The organism is Nonomuraea sp. NPDC049625, assembly GCF_040675285.1.
GTDB classification, from domain to species: Bacteria; Actinomycetota; Actinomycetes; order Streptosporangiales; family Streptosporangiaceae; genus Nonomuraea; species Nonomuraea angiospora_A.
In genome coordinates this window covers 1-17,687 of the sequence record NZ_JBFAOQ010000036.1, presented here as the reverse complement: position 1 = coordinate 17,687, position 17,687 = coordinate 1, and the positions used below count along the sequence as shown (strand labels likewise).

Below are 17,687 nucleotides of genomic sequence, written 5' to 3'. Positions count from 1 at the left end.
GTTACTGTCAGGACATTGCCGCAGTCCATGGGCCTGGCCGTTCAATTAGGAGCCTGATCGTCCTGTACCGCTCATGGGAGGAAACGTGTCGTCACCCATGCCGCAGCCGGGTACGGCGGAGACGGTGACGGTCACCACCGGCCGCCGCACCGCGTATCTGGTCGTCCTGGTCGTGCTGCCCGTGTTGCTGCTGGCTCTCGCGGTGCCGGCCGCCTGGGGGTGGGGTATCGGCCTTCGCGATCTGGTCATCGCGGTGGTGATGTATCTGGTGAGCATCTTCGGGATCGCCATCGGCTATCACCGTCTCTTCACGCACCGCGCGTTCAAGGCCAACCGGGGGCTGCGGATCGCGCTCATGCTGGCCGGTGGCATGGCCGTCGAGGGTCCTGTCACGCTGTGGGCCGCCGAGCACCGCCGTCATCACAAGTACGCCGACCGTGAAGGTGACCCGCACTCGCCGTGGCGCTACGGCGACAGCGGCCTGGCCCTGCTGCGTGGCATGCTGCACGCTCACATCGGCTGGTTCTACACGGCCCGTCAGCGCTCCAGCCGGCGGCATTGGGTGCCGGACCTGCTGGCCGACCCGGATGTGCGGCGTTTCGACGCCGCCTACCCGGCGGTGGTCGTCCTGTCGTTCGCGCTCCCGGCCGCCGCGGGCGGGCTGTGGTCGATGTCGTGGTCGGGCGTGTGGAGCGCGTTCCTGTGGGGTGGTTTGGTTCGCTATGCCGTGGTGCATCACGTCACCTGGTCGGTGAACTCGATCGCGCACACCTTCGGCGACCGTCCGTTCCGTACCAGGGATCGTTCGTCGAACGTGTGGTGGGTGGCGATGCTGACGCTCGGCGAAGGCTGGCACAACTGGCATCATGTGGAGCCGACGTGTGCCCGGCACGGTGTGCTCAGGGGCCAGTTCGACCCCAGTGCGCGGCTGATCCGCTGGTTCGAGCGGGCGGGCTGGGCTCACGGCGTACGCTGGCCGAACGCCGACCGCCTGACGACCCACCGCACCGACCGCAGTCCGGACCACAGCCCCGATAGCGGGGCCGACTCCCTGCGATGACGTGTCGTCGTGCCGCCTGATCCGCTCCAGGTCGAACACGTCGCACCAGATGGCGGCGACCAGTTCTTCGGCGGCTCCGCGTGGCCGGGTGTCGGCTGTGTCGCTCATCTCGCCGGCCCTCCGGGCGTCGGCTCGGCAGTGGTGTTCATGATCGGCTCCAGACGCTGTAGAGGCCGGCGGTGCCGGAGCCGGTGATGAGGAAGTCGAGGTCGGTGCTGCGCAGCTAGACGAGTAAGTCCTAAGTCGGGTTAGTGGTCGTAGGCGATCAGTGACCGGGTGATGGGCTGGCCGGTGCGGCGGTTGTGCCAGATGGCAGCGGTCAGGGCCAGGATGCGCTGGGCGATGCGGGCCCCGACCCCGGTGACGGTACGTGCACCGTGCAGTTCGAGGTCGAGTTGGCCCTTGAGGGTGTCGTTGACCGATTCGATGAGCTGGCGGATCGGCTTGAGTAAGTGCTCGCCGGGTCGGGGTGTGCGGTTGCGGTAGGACGGGCGAAGCAGTCGCACGCCGCGTTCGGCGAGGTAGGCGTCCAGTTCGGCGGAGACGTATCCTTTGTCGGCGATGATCAGCAGGCCGGGACGGTCGGCCAGCAAGGTGGGGTCGTGGTCGCAGATGGCCATCAGGACCTGGCGTTCGTCGATGTTCGGGCTGGCCAGGGCCCAGGTGATGGGCAACCCGGCCGGCGTGCAGATGAGGTGCAGGCGCAGGCCCCAGAAGTAGCGGGAGTGGGAGCGGCAGTAGCCGTAGCCGGCCCAGCCGGCCAGATCTGATCGCTGGGCAGTGGGGCGGGAGCGGCCGCACTCGATGGGGGTGGAGTCGCTCACCCAGACGCTGTCGTGCCAGAGGTCGGTGTCGGTGGCCAGTGCCCGGATCGCTTGTTTGAGCAGGGGTAGGGCCTTGTGCAGGCGTTTGTTGTAGCCGGATTGGCCGGGCAGGTAAGGGAAGGCGCCGGGCAGGTGTTCGGGGACGTAGCGCAGCCAGCGCGCCTCGGAACGCACGCCGAGCAGGACCTGTGCCACCGCCAGGGTGAGCAGTTCGGCATCGGTCAGTTTCGGCTTGCGTCCCATGCGTGGTCGGCGCCCGAGCCAGTCGTCGATCCTGACGTACAGTGCGGTGAGAAGGGTGTTGAGGTCTGTCTTCACAAACCGATCGTCAACACCCTTCGCTATGTCCACACTCCGCTCTGCAGGGACTTAGGACTTACTCGTCTAGGTGTCGCCGAGCGCCGCCGGGTCGGCTCCCGGGCGTCCGGTGTCGGCGGCGAGCTGTGACCAGAGTCCGTCCAGCCGTTGTCCGGCGGCGGCGCAGGCGATGTCGGCCAGGTCGAGCGCGGTCGGGTTGCCGCGCTCCGCGAGGTCGGCCGCGCGGGCGAGCACCACGGAGATGCCGAGCAGTTCGGCCGCGATCCGGCCGACGAGGGCGAGGAACCGTTGCCTGGTCAGCAGCTTGTCCAGCGGGATCTCGCTGGTTGCGGCCCGGCCTCGGGCGGTCCGCCGGGCTCGTAGAACGGCCGCAGGTTCGCCTCCGCCGACCACAGGTCGAGCACGAATACGACGCCGCGAGCCACCCGCAGGCTGCGGGCGTCCCGGAAGCATGCAGCGCAGAGGGGATGGACAACGTCGGCATCGTCGTCGACGAGGGGCGTTGGGCGGCGCGTCTCGACGACCACCGGGTCGACGTGGCGATGATGCGGACTCCGGACGGCCACGGCCGGATCGTGCCGGCGAAGTAGCACACGCCGAAGGGGATGGGATCCCCATGGTCTTGGCCGAACATCCAACGGACCTGGCTCTGACCTGCAGTGGGTGTGTTGGGGCGGGGCGCGCCTACGAGCAGCGGCACGATCGCTGAAAAAAGTCAGGGCACGAGCCGTGGAGGATGTCGAGAATGCGATGCCGGCTCCGTCCCAGGAACACCAGCGGCCACGAACCGGCCGCGTGATGAAGGAGACCGAGCATGACAATCCAGCGGATGGACAACGTCCTCATCGTTGTCGACGACCTTGACGCCGCCATCGCGTTCTTCGTCGAACTCGGCATGGAGTTGGAGGGCAGGGCGCCGATCGAGGGACGTTGGGCGGAGCAGGCGGAGCGTGTCATCGGGCTCAACGGGGTTCGGCAGGAGATCGCGATGCTGCGGATCCCGGGCGGCGTCGGCGGGATCGAGCTGGCGATGTTCCACACGCCGAAGGCGATAAGCGCCGAGCCGAAGGACGCGCCGGCGAACACGCTGGGCATTCGCCGCGTCATGTTCGTCGTCGACGACATTGAGGACGTCATTGCCCGCCTGCGCCCCCACGGCGCCGAACTGGTCGGCACGCTGGAGCAGTACGAGGGCAGCTACCGGCTCTGCTACGTCCGCGGCCCCGAGGGCATCATCGTCGGCCTGGCCCAGCAACTCGGCTGACGGTCCGTCGCGGCCGACCAGGGCGATCCGGCTCGCGCACACCAGACGCATGTCCTTTCCCGCGCTCAGCAATCACCCTCGATCCCGCAAGCCCGGAGAAAAGCCGGGGCGGATCAAGAAAAGGATCCTAGGAGAAACGACCGTGGAGCCGAACGAGGTAACCGAGGTTCTGAACCGGCCGCTCAGCCGGGAACTGCTGGCCCGCGACGTGACCCGCCTGGCCCATGTCGCCAAGGACGGCACACCCCGCAACATCCCGATCATCTTTGCCTGGAACGGCTCGGAGATCGTCACAGGTGAAGATCAGCCGGAGCCGGTCGTCGTCGATGGCGCCGACAGGCTCGGGCGGGGCGTCGTCGTAGGACATCTGAGCCTCCGTGTGCTTGTCGTCGCGCTGGACCCGGTCGATGGCCTTGTGGCTGGCGGTGGTGGTCAGCCGCGCCCGGGTTGGGAGCAGGCCGTCGGCCGGCCACCGCTCGACGGCGGTCGTGAACGCCTCGCCCGCTGCCCCCTCGGCGACCGAAGCGCCTGGTCAGGGTGCCACCACCCGCGCCCACTCGTCGTGGTGGGCCCGGATGATCGCCCCCTCGACGTCGCTCACTGGAACGGCCGCACCTCGATCTTCCGATCGCAGACCTTCGACGCCTCGGCGGCGAGCTTGAGCGCCACATCCAGATCAGGGGCCTCCCACACCCAGACGCCGGCGAGGTACTCCTTCGACTCCACGAAAGGCCCGTCGCTGAACACCGCCTGCTCGCCCCGGTTGTCGATGACCGTGGCCGCGTCGGTGTCCGCGAGTCCGCCCGCGAAAACCCAGTAGCCCTCGGCGATCAGTCGTTCGTTGAACGCGCTGATGGCAGGCAGCCTGTCCGTGCTGCCGGGATTGCTCTTGTCATCGATCACGGAAACCAGGTACCGCATCTGAGGATCATCTCCTGTGGTGTCAAGACAGCGTGGTTCGGTGGTCAGGGACTTCAGACCCTTGCATACCGCGGGCGCCCGGCCGGCCGGTAGACCTGGGTCGTCACGCCCTTGGAGTCGACCCGCGACTCGACCAGGCCGAGCGCAAGATCCGGGCCGGTCTCCGGGAACAATCGCGTGCCCTGGCCGAGACCACGATCAGAGTCATCTCGTCGACCAGATCGTTCTCCAGCAGCCACCGGGTCAGGGTGCCACTGCCGTGCACCTGCAGCTCACCCCCGGGCTTGGCCTTCAGCTCACTGATGGCCGCCGCGAGGTCACCGCGGAGAACGGTCGTGTCCTCCCAACGTGGCGCGGTGAGCGTGGTCGAGGCAACGTACTTGGGGGCCTCGTTCAAGGCCACGCCGACGGGATGTGCGCGCATCCGGCCGATCGATCCCCAGGAGCCGGCGAACAACTCGTAGGTGCGCCGGCCGAACAGGAACGCCTCGGTGCGCCGGTAGGCCTGCGTGATGAACGTCCTGGTCTCATCGTCACCCGCCCCCAGGGCCCATCCGCCGCGCTCGAATCCGTTCCTGCGATCCTCATCCGACGCACCGCCGTTTCCCTGCACCACTCCATCGATGGTCACCTGAGTCACGGTCGTCAGCTTCATGATCGCGGTTCCTTCCACGGTCGATCGCGAAGATCCTGACCAGTGGTGGCGGGCGTCGAACGGCTCGGACGCGTGGGCAACCTCGCGGCTCTGCTCGCGCTCCACCAGGTCGCGCTGGAGCAGTGCGCCGCCTTTGCTGACGGCGCCGGACCGGCCGAGCGCAAAACGTACCGTGCCTATGCTGCCCGCATCGCCGCCGAAGCCGACCCCGGCCGGCTGCGCAGTCCCCGCCGTCGCACATTACGGCCCCATCGCCCTGCCGCAAGTCGTGACCTGCGAAAACGCTCTTGCGAGGCCGCATCCGAACGGAAAAGTCGCGGCAAGCCGCTCAACTGAGCTCCGCTGACGGGACTTTCCGTTCCGATGCTCGTCGTGCCCGACGCGGCCGCGGGCACGCGCAAACCGGCGGGGTGCCTACCTGTGTGACCTCCGGGGATCAGCCTGCGGACCCGCTCCGGCCGATCATGTCGAGCAGAAGTTTCGCGGCCTGCTCCGCCCCGTCGGTGCGGACCGTCTCGGCCACGGCGGCCGCGCGGGCACCGGTCTCGGGGGCCAGGGCGATCTGGAGCGCGGCCGACAGGGACTCGGCGGTCGGTGTCGGACCGTCGTGTTCCGTGCCGATGCCCAGCTCGGTTACCCGGCCCGCCCAGTACGGCTGATCCGCGACCTGAGGCACGATCACCTGCGGCGCCCCGGCACGCGCCGCCGTCGTCGTGGTGCCCGCGCCGCCGTGGTGCACGACCGCGGCCACCCGGCGGAACAGCGCCTGCTGGTTGACCTCGCCGACGACGAAGCAGTCGTCCCGGTCGTCGATCAGGGCCAGGTCAGCCCAGCCGCTCCCGAGCAGGACGCGGCGACCCTGCGTCCGGACCGCTTCGATGACGGACCGGGAGACCTCCTGTGCGTTCGCGCCCCGCACCAGCATGCTGCCGAAGCCCACGTACACCGGCTCTGGACCGGCGGCCAGGAACGCCTCCAGACCGGCCGGGATCGGGCGCCCGTCCGGCCGGATCCACGCGCCGGTCTGCGTCACGTCGAGCTCCGGCGTCTCCTGCCACGGGCCCAGGACCGGGTCGGCCGCCAGGAACGGGTGGCCGGTGAAGACGTGGTCGCGGACGCCGCTCACCGGCGGCAGGCCGATCGAGGCCCGGTGGGTGTTGATCGTGTCGCCGAACAGGGCTTCCATGTTCTCGGCGTGCAGGTCCCACAGCTCTCGGTTGTCGGTCACCTCAGGGGGGATCACCTGGCCCGGCCGGCGGAGCGGGGGGTGATGCGCCGACGGCAGGTAGCACGGGGAGAAGGACGCGAACACATAGGGCACGCCCAGCTTCTCGGCCGCCGTGCGCGTACCGGCCAGGGCCGGGAACGAGCCGGTGGCCACCACCGCGGCGCAGCCCTCGGCCACCCCGGCGACCGTCTCATAGGCCATGGCGGTCAGCTCGGCGGAGATGTCGGACAGGCCCGCCTTCGCCTTTCCGGGGATCGCCCCCGTTGCCAGCGCGCGGATCGGCCAGGCGAGGGGAGTCAGCGGCACGTCGACATCGTCCAGCAGTTCCGCGAAGTCCGGCGGCGCGCACACCCGCACCTCGGCGCCCAGCTCCCGTAGTCGCACCGCCAGCCCCGTCATCGGCTCGACGTCCCCGCGCGACCCGTAGGTCACCAACACAACGCGCATTCCGCAGTCCCCGATCTCCGTGCGTTCCGGTGTCGAAGGGCGATTGTGCGGTACGACTGGGGCCTTGTGGCAAGTCCCCCCATGCGCTATAGGTTGGTAGTGGCAGGGAGTGGATATTCCCCTTGCCTTTGTTGCTTCGCCGTCCAGTAGGTGGCCTCCTCCATCTCGCCGTGATCGTGCGGCAGCCCGTGGATAACCACAACTACGCACAGCTACTTTGAGGCTGGTCGCAGGGACACGGGTGGAGGGCCTGAGGCACTGGCCGACAGCGTGGCGGCCGGCGGGCCTTGGACAGCGGCGTGTGCGGAGTAGCCGGGCCGGCTATCGCCGCTCCGGACACAGAGCATCACGGCGCGCCGTCCCTGTCGTCACACTGCGCTCACGTCGGTGAGGGACGCGACGAGCCGCCTGCCTGCCCAGGTGAATTCCTTCCGCAGCCGGGCGTCCGGCAGGCCACGCGCGTGATGCCGTTGTCCGTGCTCGGCGTTGGAATGGTCGGGATGGCACCCGCGGCCCGGTGGTGTGTTTGCGCCGTCGGTCATCGTCCGGCCGGGTCGGGTTCGGCGGGGGACGGGGGGACGGGTTCGGCCGCGGGGGAGGGGAGCCTCTGCAGGAGCAGGTGCAGGTTCGTCTGCAGTTGTTCGGCGCGCTGTTCGGCTGAGCGATGCTCGGCGCGCGCGTTGTCCCGTTCGCGTTCGGCGGCCTCGATCCGGCTGTTGCGGACCGCCACGAGGTTGCGGGCCTCGCTTTCCGCGCGGCGGGCCTGGACCACCTGCTGGGTGAGGTCGGTGTTGCGTCGCTCGGCAGCCTCAAGCTGCGCGCGCACCGTGGTGGTTTCGGTGCTGGCCTGCGCGCCGTCGGCTTCGAGGGCTTCTTCACCGACGCCGCCACCACGCGGGGCCACCTGGAGCGCTTCTTCGCCGAGGTGGCGCCGGTCATGCACGCCGAGCTGCGCTGACCTGCGGGCTCAGGCCCGCCACCGCGAGCCGGAACAGCCGCTCCGCCCGGGCGGCGGGATCGGGATGGTGCTCAGTCGCGAGGACGATCCCGACGATCAGCGCGATCAGGTCGGCGACGGTGACGCCTTCCGCCACCACGCCGTCCCGCACGGCACGGCGCAGCAGCTGATCGCCCGCCTTCTCCATCATCGCCGAGCAGGTGTTCTCATGCACCGAGCCGGGCTCGGCCCCCTCGTAGGACAGCGCCGCCGCCAGCCCTCGCGCCGCGACGCAGTAGGCGACGACGTCACCGAGCCAGCTCAGGAGCGCCGCACGGCTGTCGCCCTCGCCCGCCAGCGCGTTCGCGCGGGCGCACAGGGACTCGATCCGCTGGTGGGAGACCGCCTCCAGCAGTGCGCGGCGGGTGGGGAAGTGGCGGCGCACGGTGGCCGAGCCCACCCCCGCCACGCGGGCGATCTGCTCCAGGGAGGCTCCGGCGCCGTGCGTGGCGACCTCCTCCTCGGCCACGGCGAGGATGCGGGCGTAGTTGCGCCGGGCGTCCGCGCGCCGGCGGTCGGGCATGGCGTCATCTCCAGTGTTGCTAAGTGGCGGGGCCCGCCGTATCGTATCGCACAGAAATCGGCGGGCCACGCCGTTTATTGCCCTAGGGAGCATCATGCCCGCACCATCCGCGCCCGTCCTGGTCATCGGCGCCACCGGCAGACAGGGCGGCGCCACCGCCCGCGCCCTGCGCGCGGCCGGCATCCCCGTCCGCGCCCTGGTCCGCGACCCGGTCACCGACCGGGCCAGAGCCGTCGAAGCACTCGGCGCCGAACTCGTCACCGGCGACCTCCACGACCGCGAATCGGTGATCCGGGCCGCCAAGGACGCCCGCGCCGTCTTCTCCGTGCAGATGGCCCCTCTGACCACCGGCGGCTTCGACTTCGACGATGAGGTGGCCCAGGCCGTCAACCTCATCGAAGGCGCGAAGGCCGCGGGAGTGCCGCAGTTCGTGCACACGTCCACCAGCGGCGCCGGCCGCCACACCGACGCCCCCGGCCGGGAGGTGGTGGCGGCCCCGCTGAACGCCAAGGCCGCGATCGAGGAGCGCGTCCGTACGGCCGGCTTTCCCCACTGGACGATCCTCAAGCCGGCCTTCTTCATGGACAACTTCCTGCCGTCCATGGCGTTCCTGTTCCCGCGCGGCGTCGCGGGCGGCCTGGTGAGCGTGATAAAGCCGCAGACCCGCCTGTCCCTCGTCGCTACCGACGACATCGGCAGGGCGGCCGCCGCGGCCATCGCCACGCCGGAGCGCTTCGACGGGGTCGAACTGGAACTGGCGAGCGACTATCTGCCGATGACGGAGATCGCCGGAATCCTCTCCCGCGCGATGGGCACGCCCCTGGTCGCGCCGGACATGACCGAGGAGCAGGCACTCGCCGCCGGCATGCCGGCGATGGGCAGCTCGCACGAGTGGCTGAACGTTGCCGGCCAGCCGGCCCGGCCCCAGTACGCCAGGGACCTCGGCCTCCGGCTGACCAGCTTCGAGGAATGGGCGCGGCAGCACCTGCGGCCCGCGGCATGACCCACTGAGCGACAGTCGAGTGCCCGCCCGGTCCGGGCTCTCGCCACCGCATGACACTGGCCCTGTCATGGCTCCTCACGGCCGGCGGCGCCTACCGCGCCGCCGTCATCGACGGCGGCTAGGCGAGGATGCGGAGCGCCTCGGAGATCTCATCGGGTTCGGCCACCCGGCCGGGTGGCCGAGCACTGGCGGGGTCATGTCCGCATGACGGATGCGAGGAGCGCCAGCTTGTCGGCGCTGTCGGTGCCGTGGTCGGGGTGGACGACGAGCGTCTGGCCTGTCGTGCCGCTGACGCCCAGTCTCTCCCGGTTCAGCCACAGGCCACCGACCTGGGGGTGGTCGATGTGCTTGGGGGTGCTTCGCACGTGTTCACGTCGTGGCGGGCCCAGAGCCTGCTGAAGTGAGGGCTGGCGAGGGAGAGCTCGCCGACGAGTTCGATGAATCGGGGGTCATCGGTGTCGGTGCCGACGGACTCGCGGAAGCCGGCGACCGTGCCCTGCGCGGCGTGCTCCCAGTCCGGGTAGAGGGCCTGCTCGGCGGGGTCGAGGAACACGTCCTGCAGGCGGTTGCCCTCCGCCACGAGTCGCGGCGACAGAGCGGTCGCCAGCGCGTTGGCGGCGAGGACGTCGAAGTAGCGGCCCTCCACGTACGCGGGGAGCGGAAGCGCGACGACGAGCTTGGCGACGCCGGAGGGACAGTCTCCTTCCGGGGCCGCCGTCGCCGCCGCCGGGGTTTTCCCGCCCGAGGCGTAGCAGGTAGGCCGTCGCGTCGTCGTCGAGTTGCAGCACTCGGGCGAGGGACTCGAGGACCTGCGCGGAGGGGTTGCGGTCGCCGCCCTGCTCCAGGCGCAGGTAGTAGTCGGCGCTGATGCCGGCGAGCATCGCGACCTCCTCCCGGCGCAGGCCCGGTACGCGCCGTACGCTAACGGAGGGGATGCCGGCCTGTTCAGGAGTGACGAGCTCCCGGCGGGCGCGTACGTAATCACCCAGAAGGTTGGACAACCCAGCTGTGCGCCCGATTCCGCGGACCCACATTCACTGCGTCGCCGGCGTACCGGAGGGCATCGAGCGGCGGCCCGTCCCAGCGATACAGCCCAACGGCAGCCCGGCACAGGTATGGGAGCTGCAGACGGGACACGACTGCATGATCACCACGTCGGCAGAGCTCACCGAAGTGCTGCTCAAGCTCGGCTGACTCGGGGGTCCACTGGAACGGGATCCGGCGTTGCCGAGGTTCCGCTGATCGGCGAGCCGCCGCTCTCCCTCTGCCGAACGCGACTCGCGCCGGATTCCGTTCGAATTCACTCACCGGAGGCAGGCGCGGTAGCCGGCGACGGAACGCTGTGCCGGTAGCGGGCAGTGATCGCCGGTCCTCGGCGATGGGCACGGATCGTGGCCATGAGTCAGGTGTCGACGGGTTGTCCTGCGGCGCGGACGCGGTAGGTGTCCTCGATGGTGACGCCGCTGTGCAGGCCCCAGCTGACGATCCGTGCCGGGCGCAGAAGGATCAGCGGCCGGTCGCCGTCGATCGCCTCGGCGTTTCCGCGGATCTCCACACCGCGCGGCCGCCACGGCGGCAGCACGTCGTCGATGACCAGTGCGGCGCGGCCGTTGCGCGCGACGTCGCGGAACTTCCTGGAGCGGGCGAGATTGCGCCCGCCGATCTCGATGAGCGTGCCGGTCTCGTCGAGGGACCAGCCGACGGGTACGACGTGCGGCATGCCGTTGGCGCCGACGGTGGCCAGGCGCCCCAGCAGCCGCTCGCCACGCAGGTAGGCCAGCTCGCGTTCGCTGAAGATGCTCATGCCGGCACCGTCCGCAGGACGCGCACGGCGTACGGTGAGACCGCGACCCCGAGGACCGCCACGCCTCCCGCCAGCCAGAACAGGATGGTGAAGGCCGAGTCGGGCACAGCCACGGCCCGCCCGCCGCTGCCGGAGGCGATCACGGCGGCGGCGAGCTGGCTGCCGACGACGCCGCCGACGGTGCGGGCGATGTTGTTGAGCCCGTTCGCGGTGCCGGTCCTGGCCGGTGGCACGATGTCGGCGATCAGCTTGGGCAGCGCCCCCATGACGAGCCCGGACCCCGCGCCGACCATCCCGTAGAACACCAGGTGATGCCAGTACGCGCCGTGCGCCAAGGCGATCAGCGCCGATCCCGCGGCCATCGCCAGGAACCCGATCGCCAGCGGCCAGCGGGAGCTGAACGCCTCCGAGATCCGGCCGACCGCCATGCCTGCCGGGATGATGGCCAGCATGCCGGGCAGCATCAGCAGGCCGGCGACCGTGACCGAGGCGCCGAAGCCGGCCCCGTCCGGGCCGGGCTGCTGCTGGGCGAACAGCGGGATCGCCACGTAGAAGAAGTACGACCCCGCGCCGAACAGTAGCGCGGCCAGGTGCGTGGCCAGCATCGGCCGGTCGGTCAGCTCTGCGACGTCGATGAGTGCGTCACTCCTGCGCCGCTCCAGGACCAGCAGGGCGGCCGCGAGCAGCGCCCCGAGCGCGAACAGGCCGAGCACCGGCGCCGAGGACCACCCCCACGAAGGGCCCTGGGTGAGGGCGAGCAGCACTGCGACCAGGCTGAGGCCGAGCAGCAGCGAACCCGGCACGTCGAGCCCGCCGGAGGCGGCGTGCTCACCGCGAGGTACCCATCGCGCGACCATACCCAGGCTGATCAGCGCCAGCAGCGCGCCGAGGACGAACAGGTAGCGCCACGACAGCCGGTCGGCGAGGAGTCCGCCGACCACCAGCCCGGCTCCGGCTCCCGCGCCGACGATGCCGGAGACCAGGCCCATCGCGGACGCCAGTCGTTGTCTGGGCAGCGCCTCGCGCAGGATCGCCATCGACAGCGGCACCACCGCCAGCGCCGCACCCTGCACGACGCGGGCTGCGATGAGCTGGGCGATGTCCTGGGCGAGCGCGGCGCCGGCCATGCCGACGGCGTACGCGGCGAGCACGCCGACCATCACGCGGCGCTTGCCGTACAGGTCGCCGAGCCGTCCGAGCAGCGGGGTGAGCACCGCGCTGGACAGCAGGAACGCGCTGAGGATCCAGGCCGACCAGGTCGGTGTGGTGCGCAGTTCGCGGGTGAGCAGGCCGAGTGCGGGAACCACGACCGTCTGCATCAGGGAGTAGCCGAAGACCGTCGTGACGAGCGCCGTCACGATCTGCCGGGGGGATGTCGGCATGGTCTCACCTCCAGAGATAATTAGTACTACGAACAGTTCGTAGTCCTAACAACATAGTTTGGAGTACGAACTGTTCGCAACTACACTCGGCGGCAGGAGGTGCGGATGGAGAGCGCGACGGACGCCGGGGCGCGGGCCGGGCTGGGCTTCGCCGCGGCGTTGGTGCGGATGTCGCACCTGGTGCAGCACGTCTTCGCCGACGTCAGCCGCGAGCGGGACGTCACCCCGCAGCAGGCGCAACTGCTATGCGTGCTGACGAGCGGCGACGGGGTCGGGATGACGGACCTCAGCAGGCTCCTGCACCTGGAGAAGCCGAGCCTCACCGGGCTGGTGGACCGGGCGGAGCGGCGCGGCCTGGTCCGCCGCGTGCGCGACGACGCCGACCGGCGCGCGTGCCGGGTCGAGTTGACGCCCGAGGGCGAGGATCTCGCCGTGCGGGTGCACGGGGAGATCGTCAGCAGGCTGGAGGCGCTGGCCGCGGACCTGCCGGGGGAGGACAGGCTGCGGGTCGCCGACACCTTGACTATCCTGCTCGCGCAGACCCGCTAGAGAGCGCTTCTCCGGGCAGGTCACAAGATGGCCTGCAAGGGCCCACCTGACGGCGCGCGGGACAAGGACGTCGAGATCCTCGCTCTTCGCCACCAGATCACCGTTCTCGAACGGCAGCTCGGCGCCGACGCCAGGGTGAGATTCGGCCCCGAGGACCGTGCCCTCCTCGCCGCCCTGCTGATATCACTGCCGCGCAAGGTCCTGCGCCGGCTGCGGCTCCTCGTTCGCCCGGACACCGTTTTGCGCTGATACCGCGATCTGAGGAGACGGCGTCATGCCCGTACCTGCCGCCCGAAGCGGCCGGGGCGCCCGCCCACGGTCCGCTCTGTCCGTGCGCTCATCCTGCGCCTGGTCCGGGGAACCCGTCTTGGAGATATCGGCGGGTGCATGGTGAGCTGACCGTGCTCGGCATCAAGGTCGCGCCCTCCACCGTGTGGGAGATCCTCAAGCAGGAAGGCACTGATCCGGCACCTGAGCGGGCGTCCAGCACCTGACCTGACTTCCTGCGCTCGCAAGCTGAGGTGCTGCTGGCCTGCGACTTCATCGAGACCGTCACCCTCGCTTGGGCAGCGCCCGTACATCCTGGCGGTGATCGAGGCAGACGAGGGCGCTGGGGTGGCGTCGGTGGTCGCGGGGGACGGAGCGCCGCGATGGGCGGCGTCGGAGGATTGGCGAAGGTGGCAGGCGGTAGAAGGCGATGGTGTCGAATGCCTTGGCCCCATGGGGGTCCGTCTGTGTCGCTACATCGGTGCTGAAGGTCGGCCACGACTTGACCGCTGGTGATCTCGATCAGCCGACGCCGAGCGCCTCGCGTAGCCCCGGGCTCGGCGGTGAGGCCTCGTCGGGGGAGCCGGGCGTGCGTCGCAGGAACCCGTCCACCACCTCGTAGTGCCCGATGCCGCGCAACGGCGGCGAGTAGACGTGGATCGTGATCGCGCCCGCCTCGTGATCCATCCGGTGAATGCCGGTTCCGGGGAAGGAGAACGACTCGCCCGCTCCGTAGAATCCGACCCGCCGCGGGCCTGCGATCGGGAGCCCTTCGTTGGAAACCCTGCCCGCCAGGACGTGTACGCCGACCGCCGATCCGTCGTGGTCGTGGAAGCCGGTGTCGCGAGCTTCCCACCATGTGTTGAGCCACGCGATGGAGTGCTCGTCCGACCACAGCAGCACATACCCGCCGGGCCCGCTCTGCGGCAGTTCGCCGATGTCGATGAACTCCGCGGCCCGGCGGGCGAGCTCGGCGCACTCCTCCGGCTTGTACGGCCGGTGGGTGGCGGCGAGTCCGGCGAGATCGGCGCTCATTATTCCTGCTTTCTCTACTTGAAAGACATGGAAAAGCTAGCACGGGGCTTGAGGTGAGACGAGAGGCGGCTGCCTATCGCATGGTGATCGGCCACCGGCGCTTCCGGACAAGGGGGCGGTCGTTCCGGGCGGTCCTGGTCCGCTGTCGGGGGATCAGAGCCGTCGGGGATCGGAACGCCTTCGCGCCCCCGGCAGCCGCCGAGGCCGCGTGATCATGCCTTCTCCCGTGAGGAACCCTCTCGTGATCGTGCCATCCGTAACATCCGGCCATCCCGGTCACCGCCCGCACCGGAGGGGGATCCCCGCGTGACCGACACCCTGCCCGGCCGCGCCATCGCGGCCGACCGGTTCAGGAAGGCGCTCGCCGTGCACGCCAGCGGCGTCGTGGTCATCACCGCGCAGAACGACGGCATCCCTGTCGGCCTCACGGCCACGTCGTTCTCCTCCGTCAGCCTCGAACCACCCCTGGTCTCCTTCTATGTGGACCGTTCCTCGACCACCTGGCCGCAACTGGGCGACGCCGACCATTTCGCGGTCAACATCCTGGCCGGTGACCAGGCCGAGCTGGCGGCCCGCTTCGCCCGCAAGGACATCGACTGGTTCGCCGCGCCCACCCGCTGGCGGCCCGGAGCGCTGGGCGCCCCGCTGCTGCAGGATGTCTCGGCGCACCTGATCTGCCGGCCCTACGAGAGAGTCGAGGTCGGCGACCACTTCCTCGTGGTCGGCCTGGTCGCCCATGTCGACGTACGGCACGCCGGCCGCCCGCTCCTGTACCACCAGGGCCGCTTCGGCCGCTTCCTGGCCCACCCCGACTCCTGAGCCCCAGGGCGGAGTGGATGGGAGGCTTGCTCGACTGGGTGCGGGAGCACCAAGACGACATCGATGAGGCCCGCGGACGATGCGACGCCCGGCAGGCGCCCGCGTCCGGCCTGCGGGCCGGGTCCGCAGGATGTCTATCGATAGAAACCCACTAAACAAGTAGGTCTTGACGGGTTATGGATGGCTGTGTTGAGCTGATGTTCGCTGACGAACATCAGAAAGGCCTTGGCTCATGCCTGTGGAGTTCCTCGGGATCGGCGGGACCAACGACGGCTCGGAGACCTCGCCGCGCTCCGGCGCCTCTTTCGACAAGCAGTACGCGCTGCGGCTCGCGCGCGCCCATCAGGAGTACGGCTGGGATCGGGTGCTGTTCGCCCACGGTTCGGGCTCGCCCGATCCGGCGCAGGTGGCCGCCTACGTGGCGACCAGGGTCGAAGACCTGCAGATTCTTCTGGCGCACCGGCCGAACGTGTCCTACCCGACGTACGCGCTCAAAACCTTCGCCACCCTCGACCAGATCAGCGACGGGCGGCTGACGGTGCACTTCATCACGGGCGGCAACGACCGGGAGCAGGGCAGGGAGGGCGACGTCCTGACCAAGGACGAGCGCTACTCCAGGACCAGGGAGTACATCCAGATCGTCAAGGAGGGCTGGACGTCGAGGGAGCCGTTCGACCATGAGGGCGAGCACTACTCCTTCAAGGACTTCGTCTCTGACGTGTTCCCGGTGCAGCAGCCGCGCCCCAGAGTGTCCTTCGGCGGCTCGTCGGAGGCCGCCTACGCGGCAGGCGGGGCGGAGGCCGACATCTACTGCCTGTGGGGGGAGCCGCTGGCCGAGACGGCACAGCAGATCGCCTCGGTGAAACAGGCGGCGTCGCGGGCGGGCCGGAGTGACGTGCCCAAATTCCAGGTGGCGTTCCGGCCGATCATCGCGCCGACCGAGGAACTGGCATGGGAGAAGGCCCATCGCATCCTGGACGATCTGCACCGGGTGGGGGCGAACCGGCGCCGGTTGTCCGGCCCCCCGCAGAACGCCGGCTCGCAGCGGCTGCTCGGCGTTGCGGCCAAGGGGGAGCGCCACGACCGCGCGCTGTGGACGCCGACCGCTGCGGCCACGGGAGGCGCGGGCAACTCGACGGCGCTCGTCGGCACCCCCGAGACCGTCGCCGAGGCCCTGCTGGACTACTACGATCTGGGCGTCGAGATCCTCTCGGCCCGTGGCTACGACATCCTGGACGACGCCATCGACTTCGGGCGGCATGTGATCCCCCTGGTCCGCGAGGGGGTCGCCGAGCGGGACCGGCAGCGGGCGGCCCGGGCGCGGCTGAGTCCGGTCGCGCCATGACCGCTTCCCCGGCCGTCCTGGACGACCCGGTACGGGCCTCGCTCCTGGGAGCGCACGCCCATCTGACCGAACGGCGCGGCCGCGTGTTGCGCTATCCCCTCGACGTCTCGCCGTTCCTGTCGATGCCGCCCGAACCCGGCCCGGCCGACTGGGACGATGTCGCCGCGCTGGTGGGACCCGCCGGGCAGGTGTCCCTGCCCGGCACGGTATCGGCGCTTCCGGCCGGCTGGGAGGAGGTGGCGAACGTGCCGGGAGTCCAGCTCACCGGCGAGCGCGTCGCCGGTGCGGACGACGCCGCCGTGGTCCGGCTGGGGCCACGGGACGCGCCGGAGATGCTGGATCTCGCCGGGCGGACGAAGCCGGGCCCGTTCCTGCCGCGTACCGTCGAGCTCGGCGTCTACCTCGGGATACGGTCCGGAGGCGTGCTGGTGGCGATGGCCGGCGAACGCCTGCACCCGCCGGGTTGGACCGAGATCAGCGCCGTCTGCACCGACCCCGCCCATCGAGGCCGCGGCCTGGCGACCCGGCTGGTGCTCGCCGTCGCCGCCGGCATCAGGAGGCGGGGCGAGACACCGTTCCTGCACGCGTCGGCCGCCAACGTCGGGGCGATCCGCCTGTACGAGCGGCTCGGCTTCCGTCTGCGCCGCACCACGGACTTCCGCACCGTACGGGTTCCGGCGCGGGACCCCGTCCTGGAGTACACCGGTGGCCCTTAGTGGAGCCGCGTGGCGCGGTTGAGCCGGAGGGGTTGGCGCGGTCTGGCCTGAGACGCGGCATCGGTCGGCATATCGCGCCATGCGCGGGCGAAAACGTCGCGCATGGCGCGATAAAGCCATGCGCGGGCGAGAACGTCGCGCTCATCCGCGCAGCAAGGGGAGAAGCTGGTCGCCCTGGCGTCTGATCTCCGGCAGGTAGGGGGTGTCGGAGAGGACGAAGTGGGTGATGCCGAGTGCCTGGTAGTCGCGCAAGGATTTCGCCACGTCCTCGGCCGAGCCGACCAGCCAGGTGGTGCCCGCGCCGCCGCCCCCGTACCTGCCGGGGGCGGTGTAGAGGTTGCCGTCGAGCACCTCTCCCCGCGCGGCCAGGTCGAGCAGCCGCTGCTGGCCGACGGCGGCGTGCCGGTTCGGGTCGCGCTTGATGGCGCCTTTCGCCATCTCCTCGACCTTGGCCTCGGCGTCGGCCCAGGCCTGTTCGGTGGTGTCGCGCACCAGCGTGGTGATGCGCAGCCCGAACTCCAGTGGAGGGT

The 17,687-nt window shown here is 70.2% G+C and carries 22 protein-coding genes and 2 pseudogenes; 11 read left to right on the top strand and 13 right to left on the bottom strand.

Annotated elements, in window-relative coordinates:
• The first annotated feature begins 85 nt into the window (after positions 1–85).
• On the top strand, positions 86–1,060 hold the full coding sequence (locus AB0J87_RS62305; protein ID WP_363985187.1) for an acyl-CoA desaturase: 975 nt from the start codon (positions 86–88) through the stop codon (positions 1,058–1,060).
• A 248-nt stretch (positions 1,061–1,308) separates the two neighbouring features.
• Here AB0J87_RS62305 and AB0J87_RS62300 read toward each other — a convergent pair whose 3' ends face one another.
• Together AB0J87_RS62300 and AB0J87_RS62295 are read right to left on the bottom strand one after the other, a co-directional pair.
• A complete protein-coding gene (locus AB0J87_RS62300) occupies positions 1,309–2,202 on the bottom strand; it encodes an IS982 family transposase (RefSeq protein ID WP_363985185.1) in 894 nt (297 codons plus the stop codon).
• Between the two features lie 66 nt (positions 2,203–2,268).
• A complete protein-coding gene (locus AB0J87_RS62295) occupies positions 2,269–2,595 on the bottom strand; it encodes a hypothetical protein (RefSeq protein ID WP_363985182.1) in 327 nt (108 codons plus the stop codon).
• A gap of 74 nt (positions 2,596–2,669) precedes the next feature.
• Between AB0J87_RS62295 and AB0J87_RS62290 the strand changes: the two genes are divergently transcribed.
• Both AB0J87_RS62290 and AB0J87_RS62285 read left to right on the top strand, forming a co-directional pair.
• Complete coding sequence (locus tag AB0J87_RS62290; protein WP_363985180.1) at positions 2,670–2,792, top strand: hypothetical protein; 123 nt, start codon at positions 2,670–2,672, stop codon at positions 2,790–2,792.
• 239 nt (positions 2,793–3,031) lie between these two features.
• Complete coding sequence (locus tag AB0J87_RS62285; RefSeq protein ID WP_363985178.1) at positions 3,032–3,466, top strand: VOC family protein; 435 nt, start codon at positions 3,032–3,034, stop codon at positions 3,464–3,466.
• A gap of 127 nt (positions 3,467–3,593) precedes the next feature.
• Here the strand turns inward: AB0J87_RS62285 and AB0J87_RS62280 are convergent, their stop codons facing one another.
• The 4 genes from AB0J87_RS62280 to AB0J87_RS62265 all read right to left on the bottom strand — a co-directional run bounded on the left by AB0J87_RS62280 (position 3,594) and on the right by AB0J87_RS62265 (position 6,717).
• On the bottom strand, positions 3,594–3,833 hold the full coding sequence (locus AB0J87_RS62280; protein WP_363985176.1) for a hypothetical protein: 240 nt from the start codon (positions 3,831–3,833) through the stop codon (positions 3,594–3,596).
• 230 nt (positions 3,834–4,063) lie between these two features.
• Positions 4,064–4,387: a YciI family protein gene (locus AB0J87_RS62275; RefSeq protein ID WP_350730763.1), complete on the bottom strand. Its 324-nt coding sequence runs from the start codon at positions 4,385–4,387 to the stop codon at positions 4,064–4,066.
• Between the two features lie 103 nt (positions 4,388–4,490).
• Positions 4,491–5,147 (bottom strand): dihydrofolate reductase family protein, encoded by a 657-nt coding sequence (locus tag AB0J87_RS62270; protein WP_363985174.1) that lies wholly within the window; start codon positions 5,145–5,147, stop codon positions 4,491–4,493.
• Positions 5,148–5,478: 331 nt separating this feature from the next.
• Complete coding sequence (locus AB0J87_RS62265) at positions 5,479–6,717, bottom strand: glycosyltransferase (protein WP_363985172.1); 1,239 nt, start codon at positions 6,715–6,717, stop codon at positions 5,479–5,481.
• Between the two features lie 664 nt (positions 6,718–7,381).
• On the opposite strand from AB0J87_RS62265, the gene AB0J87_RS62260 reads away from it, so the two are divergent.
• Complete coding sequence (locus tag AB0J87_RS62260; protein ID WP_363985170.1) at positions 7,382–7,675, top strand: hypothetical protein; 294 nt, start codon at positions 7,382–7,384, stop codon at positions 7,673–7,675.
• On the opposite strand, the gene AB0J87_RS62255 is transcribed toward AB0J87_RS62260, so the two are convergent.
• Positions 7,653–8,237, bottom strand: a complete 585-nt coding sequence (locus AB0J87_RS62255; protein ID WP_363985168.1) for a TetR/AcrR family transcriptional regulator — start codon at positions 8,235–8,237, stop codon at positions 7,653–7,655. The two genes, AB0J87_RS62260 and AB0J87_RS62255, sit on opposite strands and share 23 nt — an antisense overlap.
• 94 nt (positions 8,238–8,331) lie before the next feature.
• Between AB0J87_RS62255 and AB0J87_RS62250 the strand changes: the two genes are divergently transcribed.
• Positions 8,332–9,240 carry an NmrA family NAD(P)-binding protein gene (locus AB0J87_RS62250; protein WP_363985166.1) on the top strand — a complete coding sequence of 303 codons (909 nt, stop codon included), beginning with the start codon at positions 8,332–8,334 and terminating at the stop codon, positions 9,238–9,240.
• 194 nt (positions 9,241–9,434) lie between these two features.
• Here the strand turns inward: AB0J87_RS62250 and AB0J87_RS62245 are convergent.
• Together AB0J87_RS62245 and AB0J87_RS62240 are read right to left on the bottom strand one after the other, a co-directional pair.
• Positions 9,435–9,886, bottom strand: a pseudogene (locus AB0J87_RS62245) (hypothetical protein).
• Between the two features lie 139 nt (positions 9,887–10,025).
• Positions 10,026–10,274, bottom strand: a pseudogene (locus AB0J87_RS62240) (helix-turn-helix transcriptional regulator); the annotation flags it as partial.
• On the opposite strand from AB0J87_RS62240, the gene AB0J87_RS62235 reads away from it, so the two are divergent.
• On the top strand, positions 10,249–10,434 hold the full coding sequence (locus AB0J87_RS62235) for a hypothetical protein (protein WP_363985164.1): 186 nt from the start codon (positions 10,249–10,251) through the stop codon (positions 10,432–10,434). The pseudogene AB0J87_RS62240 and the gene AB0J87_RS62235 overlap by 26 nt on opposite strands.
• 208 nt (positions 10,435–10,642) lie before the next feature.
• Here AB0J87_RS62235 and AB0J87_RS62230 read toward each other — a convergent pair whose 3' ends face one another.
• Together AB0J87_RS62230 and AB0J87_RS62225 are read right to left on the bottom strand one after the other, a co-directional pair.
• A complete protein-coding gene (locus AB0J87_RS62230; RefSeq protein ID WP_363985162.1) occupies positions 10,643–11,044 on the bottom strand; it encodes a PPOX class F420-dependent oxidoreductase in 402 nt (133 codons plus the stop codon).
• Positions 11,041–12,426 (bottom strand): MFS transporter, encoded by a 1,386-nt coding sequence (locus tag AB0J87_RS62225; RefSeq protein ID WP_363985160.1) that lies wholly within the window; start codon positions 12,424–12,426, stop codon positions 11,041–11,043. Before AB0J87_RS62225 ends, AB0J87_RS62230 begins: the two co-directional genes overlap by 4 nt.
• A gap of 105 nt (positions 12,427–12,531) precedes the next feature.
• On the opposite strand from AB0J87_RS62225, the gene AB0J87_RS62220 reads away from it, so the two are divergent.
• Positions 12,532–12,975, top strand: a complete 444-nt coding sequence (locus AB0J87_RS62220; protein WP_363985158.1) for a MarR family winged helix-turn-helix transcriptional regulator — start codon at positions 12,532–12,534, stop codon at positions 12,973–12,975.
• Between the two features lie 27 nt (positions 12,976–13,002).
• Positions 13,003–13,224, top strand: coding sequence for a hypothetical protein (locus AB0J87_RS62215; protein ID WP_363985156.1), 222 nt, complete (start codon positions 13,003–13,005; stop codon positions 13,222–13,224).
• Between the two features lie 540 nt (positions 13,225–13,764).
• On the opposite strand, the gene AB0J87_RS62210 is transcribed toward AB0J87_RS62215, so the two are convergent.
• Positions 13,765–14,277: a hypothetical protein gene (locus AB0J87_RS62210; RefSeq protein WP_363985154.1), complete on the bottom strand. Its 513-nt coding sequence runs from the start codon at positions 14,275–14,277 to the stop codon at positions 13,765–13,767.
• Between the two features lie 306 nt (positions 14,278–14,583).
• Between AB0J87_RS62210 and AB0J87_RS62205 the strand changes: the two genes are divergently transcribed.
• The 3 genes from AB0J87_RS62205 (at position 14,584) to AB0J87_RS62195 (ending at position 17,157) form a co-directional block, all read left to right on the top strand.
• Positions 14,584–15,096: a flavin reductase family protein gene (locus AB0J87_RS62205; RefSeq protein ID WP_363985152.1), complete on the top strand. Its 513-nt coding sequence runs from the start codon at positions 14,584–14,586 to the stop codon at positions 15,094–15,096.
• Between the two features lie 232 nt (positions 15,097–15,328).
• Complete coding sequence (locus AB0J87_RS62200) at positions 15,329–16,441, top strand: LLM class flavin-dependent oxidoreductase (RefSeq protein WP_363985150.1); 1,113 nt, start codon at positions 15,329–15,331, stop codon at positions 16,439–16,441.
• Entirely contained in the window at positions 16,438–17,157 is a 720-nt protein-coding gene (locus AB0J87_RS62195) for a GNAT family N-acetyltransferase (protein ID WP_363985148.1), read from the top strand. The genes AB0J87_RS62200 and AB0J87_RS62195 overlap by 4 nt, the downstream gene beginning before the upstream one ends.
• Before the next feature lie 141 nt (positions 17,158–17,298).
• On the opposite strand, the gene AB0J87_RS62190 is transcribed toward AB0J87_RS62195, so the two are convergent.
• Positions 17,299–17,687: LLM class flavin-dependent oxidoreductase (locus AB0J87_RS62190; protein WP_363985146.1), on the bottom strand; the 389-nt coding region annotated here is incomplete at its 5' end.

Excerpts from the sequence above, each read along its gene's own strand:
- AB0J87_RS62290 (WP_363985180.1), top strand. The coding sequence starts at position 2,670 with ATGGACAACGTCGGCATCGTCGTCGACGAGGGGCGTTGGGCGGCGCGT.
- AB0J87_RS62285 (WP_363985178.1), top strand. The coding sequence starts at position 3,032 with ATGGACAACGTCCTCATCGTTGTCGACGACCTTGACGCCGCCATCGCG.
- AB0J87_RS62280 (WP_363985176.1), bottom strand. The coding sequence starts at position 3,833 with ATGTCCTACGACGACGCCCCGCCCGAGCCTGTCGGCGCCATCGACGAC.
- AB0J87_RS62275 (WP_350730763.1), bottom strand. The coding sequence starts at position 4,387 with ATGCGGTACCTGGTTTCCGTGATCGATGACAAGAGCAATCCCGGCAGC.
- AB0J87_RS62265 (WP_363985172.1), bottom strand. The coding sequence starts at position 6,717 with ATGCGCGTTGTGTTGGTGACCTACGGGTCGCGCGGGGACGTCGAGCCG.
- AB0J87_RS62260 (WP_363985170.1), top strand. The coding sequence starts at position 7,382 with ATGCTCGGCGCGCGCGTTGTCCCGTTCGCGTTCGGCGGCCTCGATCCG.
- AB0J87_RS62255 (WP_363985168.1), bottom strand. The coding sequence starts at position 8,237 with ATGCCCGACCGCCGGCGCGCGGACGCCCGGCGCAACTACGCCCGCATC.
- AB0J87_RS62250 (WP_363985166.1), top strand. The coding sequence starts at position 8,332 with ATGCCCGCACCATCCGCGCCCGTCCTGGTCATCGGCGCCACCGGCAGA.
- AB0J87_RS62230 (WP_363985162.1), bottom strand. The coding sequence starts at position 11,044 with ATGAGCATCTTCAGCGAACGCGAGCTGGCCTACCTGCGTGGCGAGCGG.
- AB0J87_RS62225 (WP_363985160.1), bottom strand. The coding sequence starts at position 12,426 with ATGCCGACATCCCCCCGGCAGATCGTGACGGCGCTCGTCACGACGGTC.
- AB0J87_RS62220 (WP_363985158.1), top strand. The coding sequence starts at position 12,532 with ATGGAGAGCGCGACGGACGCCGGGGCGCGGGCCGGGCTGGGCTTCGCC.
- AB0J87_RS62215 (WP_363985156.1), top strand. The coding sequence starts at position 13,003 with ATGGCCTGCAAGGGCCCACCTGACGGCGCGCGGGACAAGGACGTCGAG.
- AB0J87_RS62210 (WP_363985154.1), bottom strand. The coding sequence starts at position 14,277 with ATGAGCGCCGATCTCGCCGGACTCGCCGCCACCCACCGGCCGTACAAG.
- AB0J87_RS62200 (WP_363985150.1), top strand. The coding sequence starts at position 15,329 with ATGCCTGTGGAGTTCCTCGGGATCGGCGGGACCAACGACGGCTCGGAG.
- AB0J87_RS62195 (WP_363985148.1), top strand. The coding sequence starts at position 16,438 with ATGACCGCTTCCCCGGCCGTCCTGGACGACCCGGTACGGGCCTCGCTC.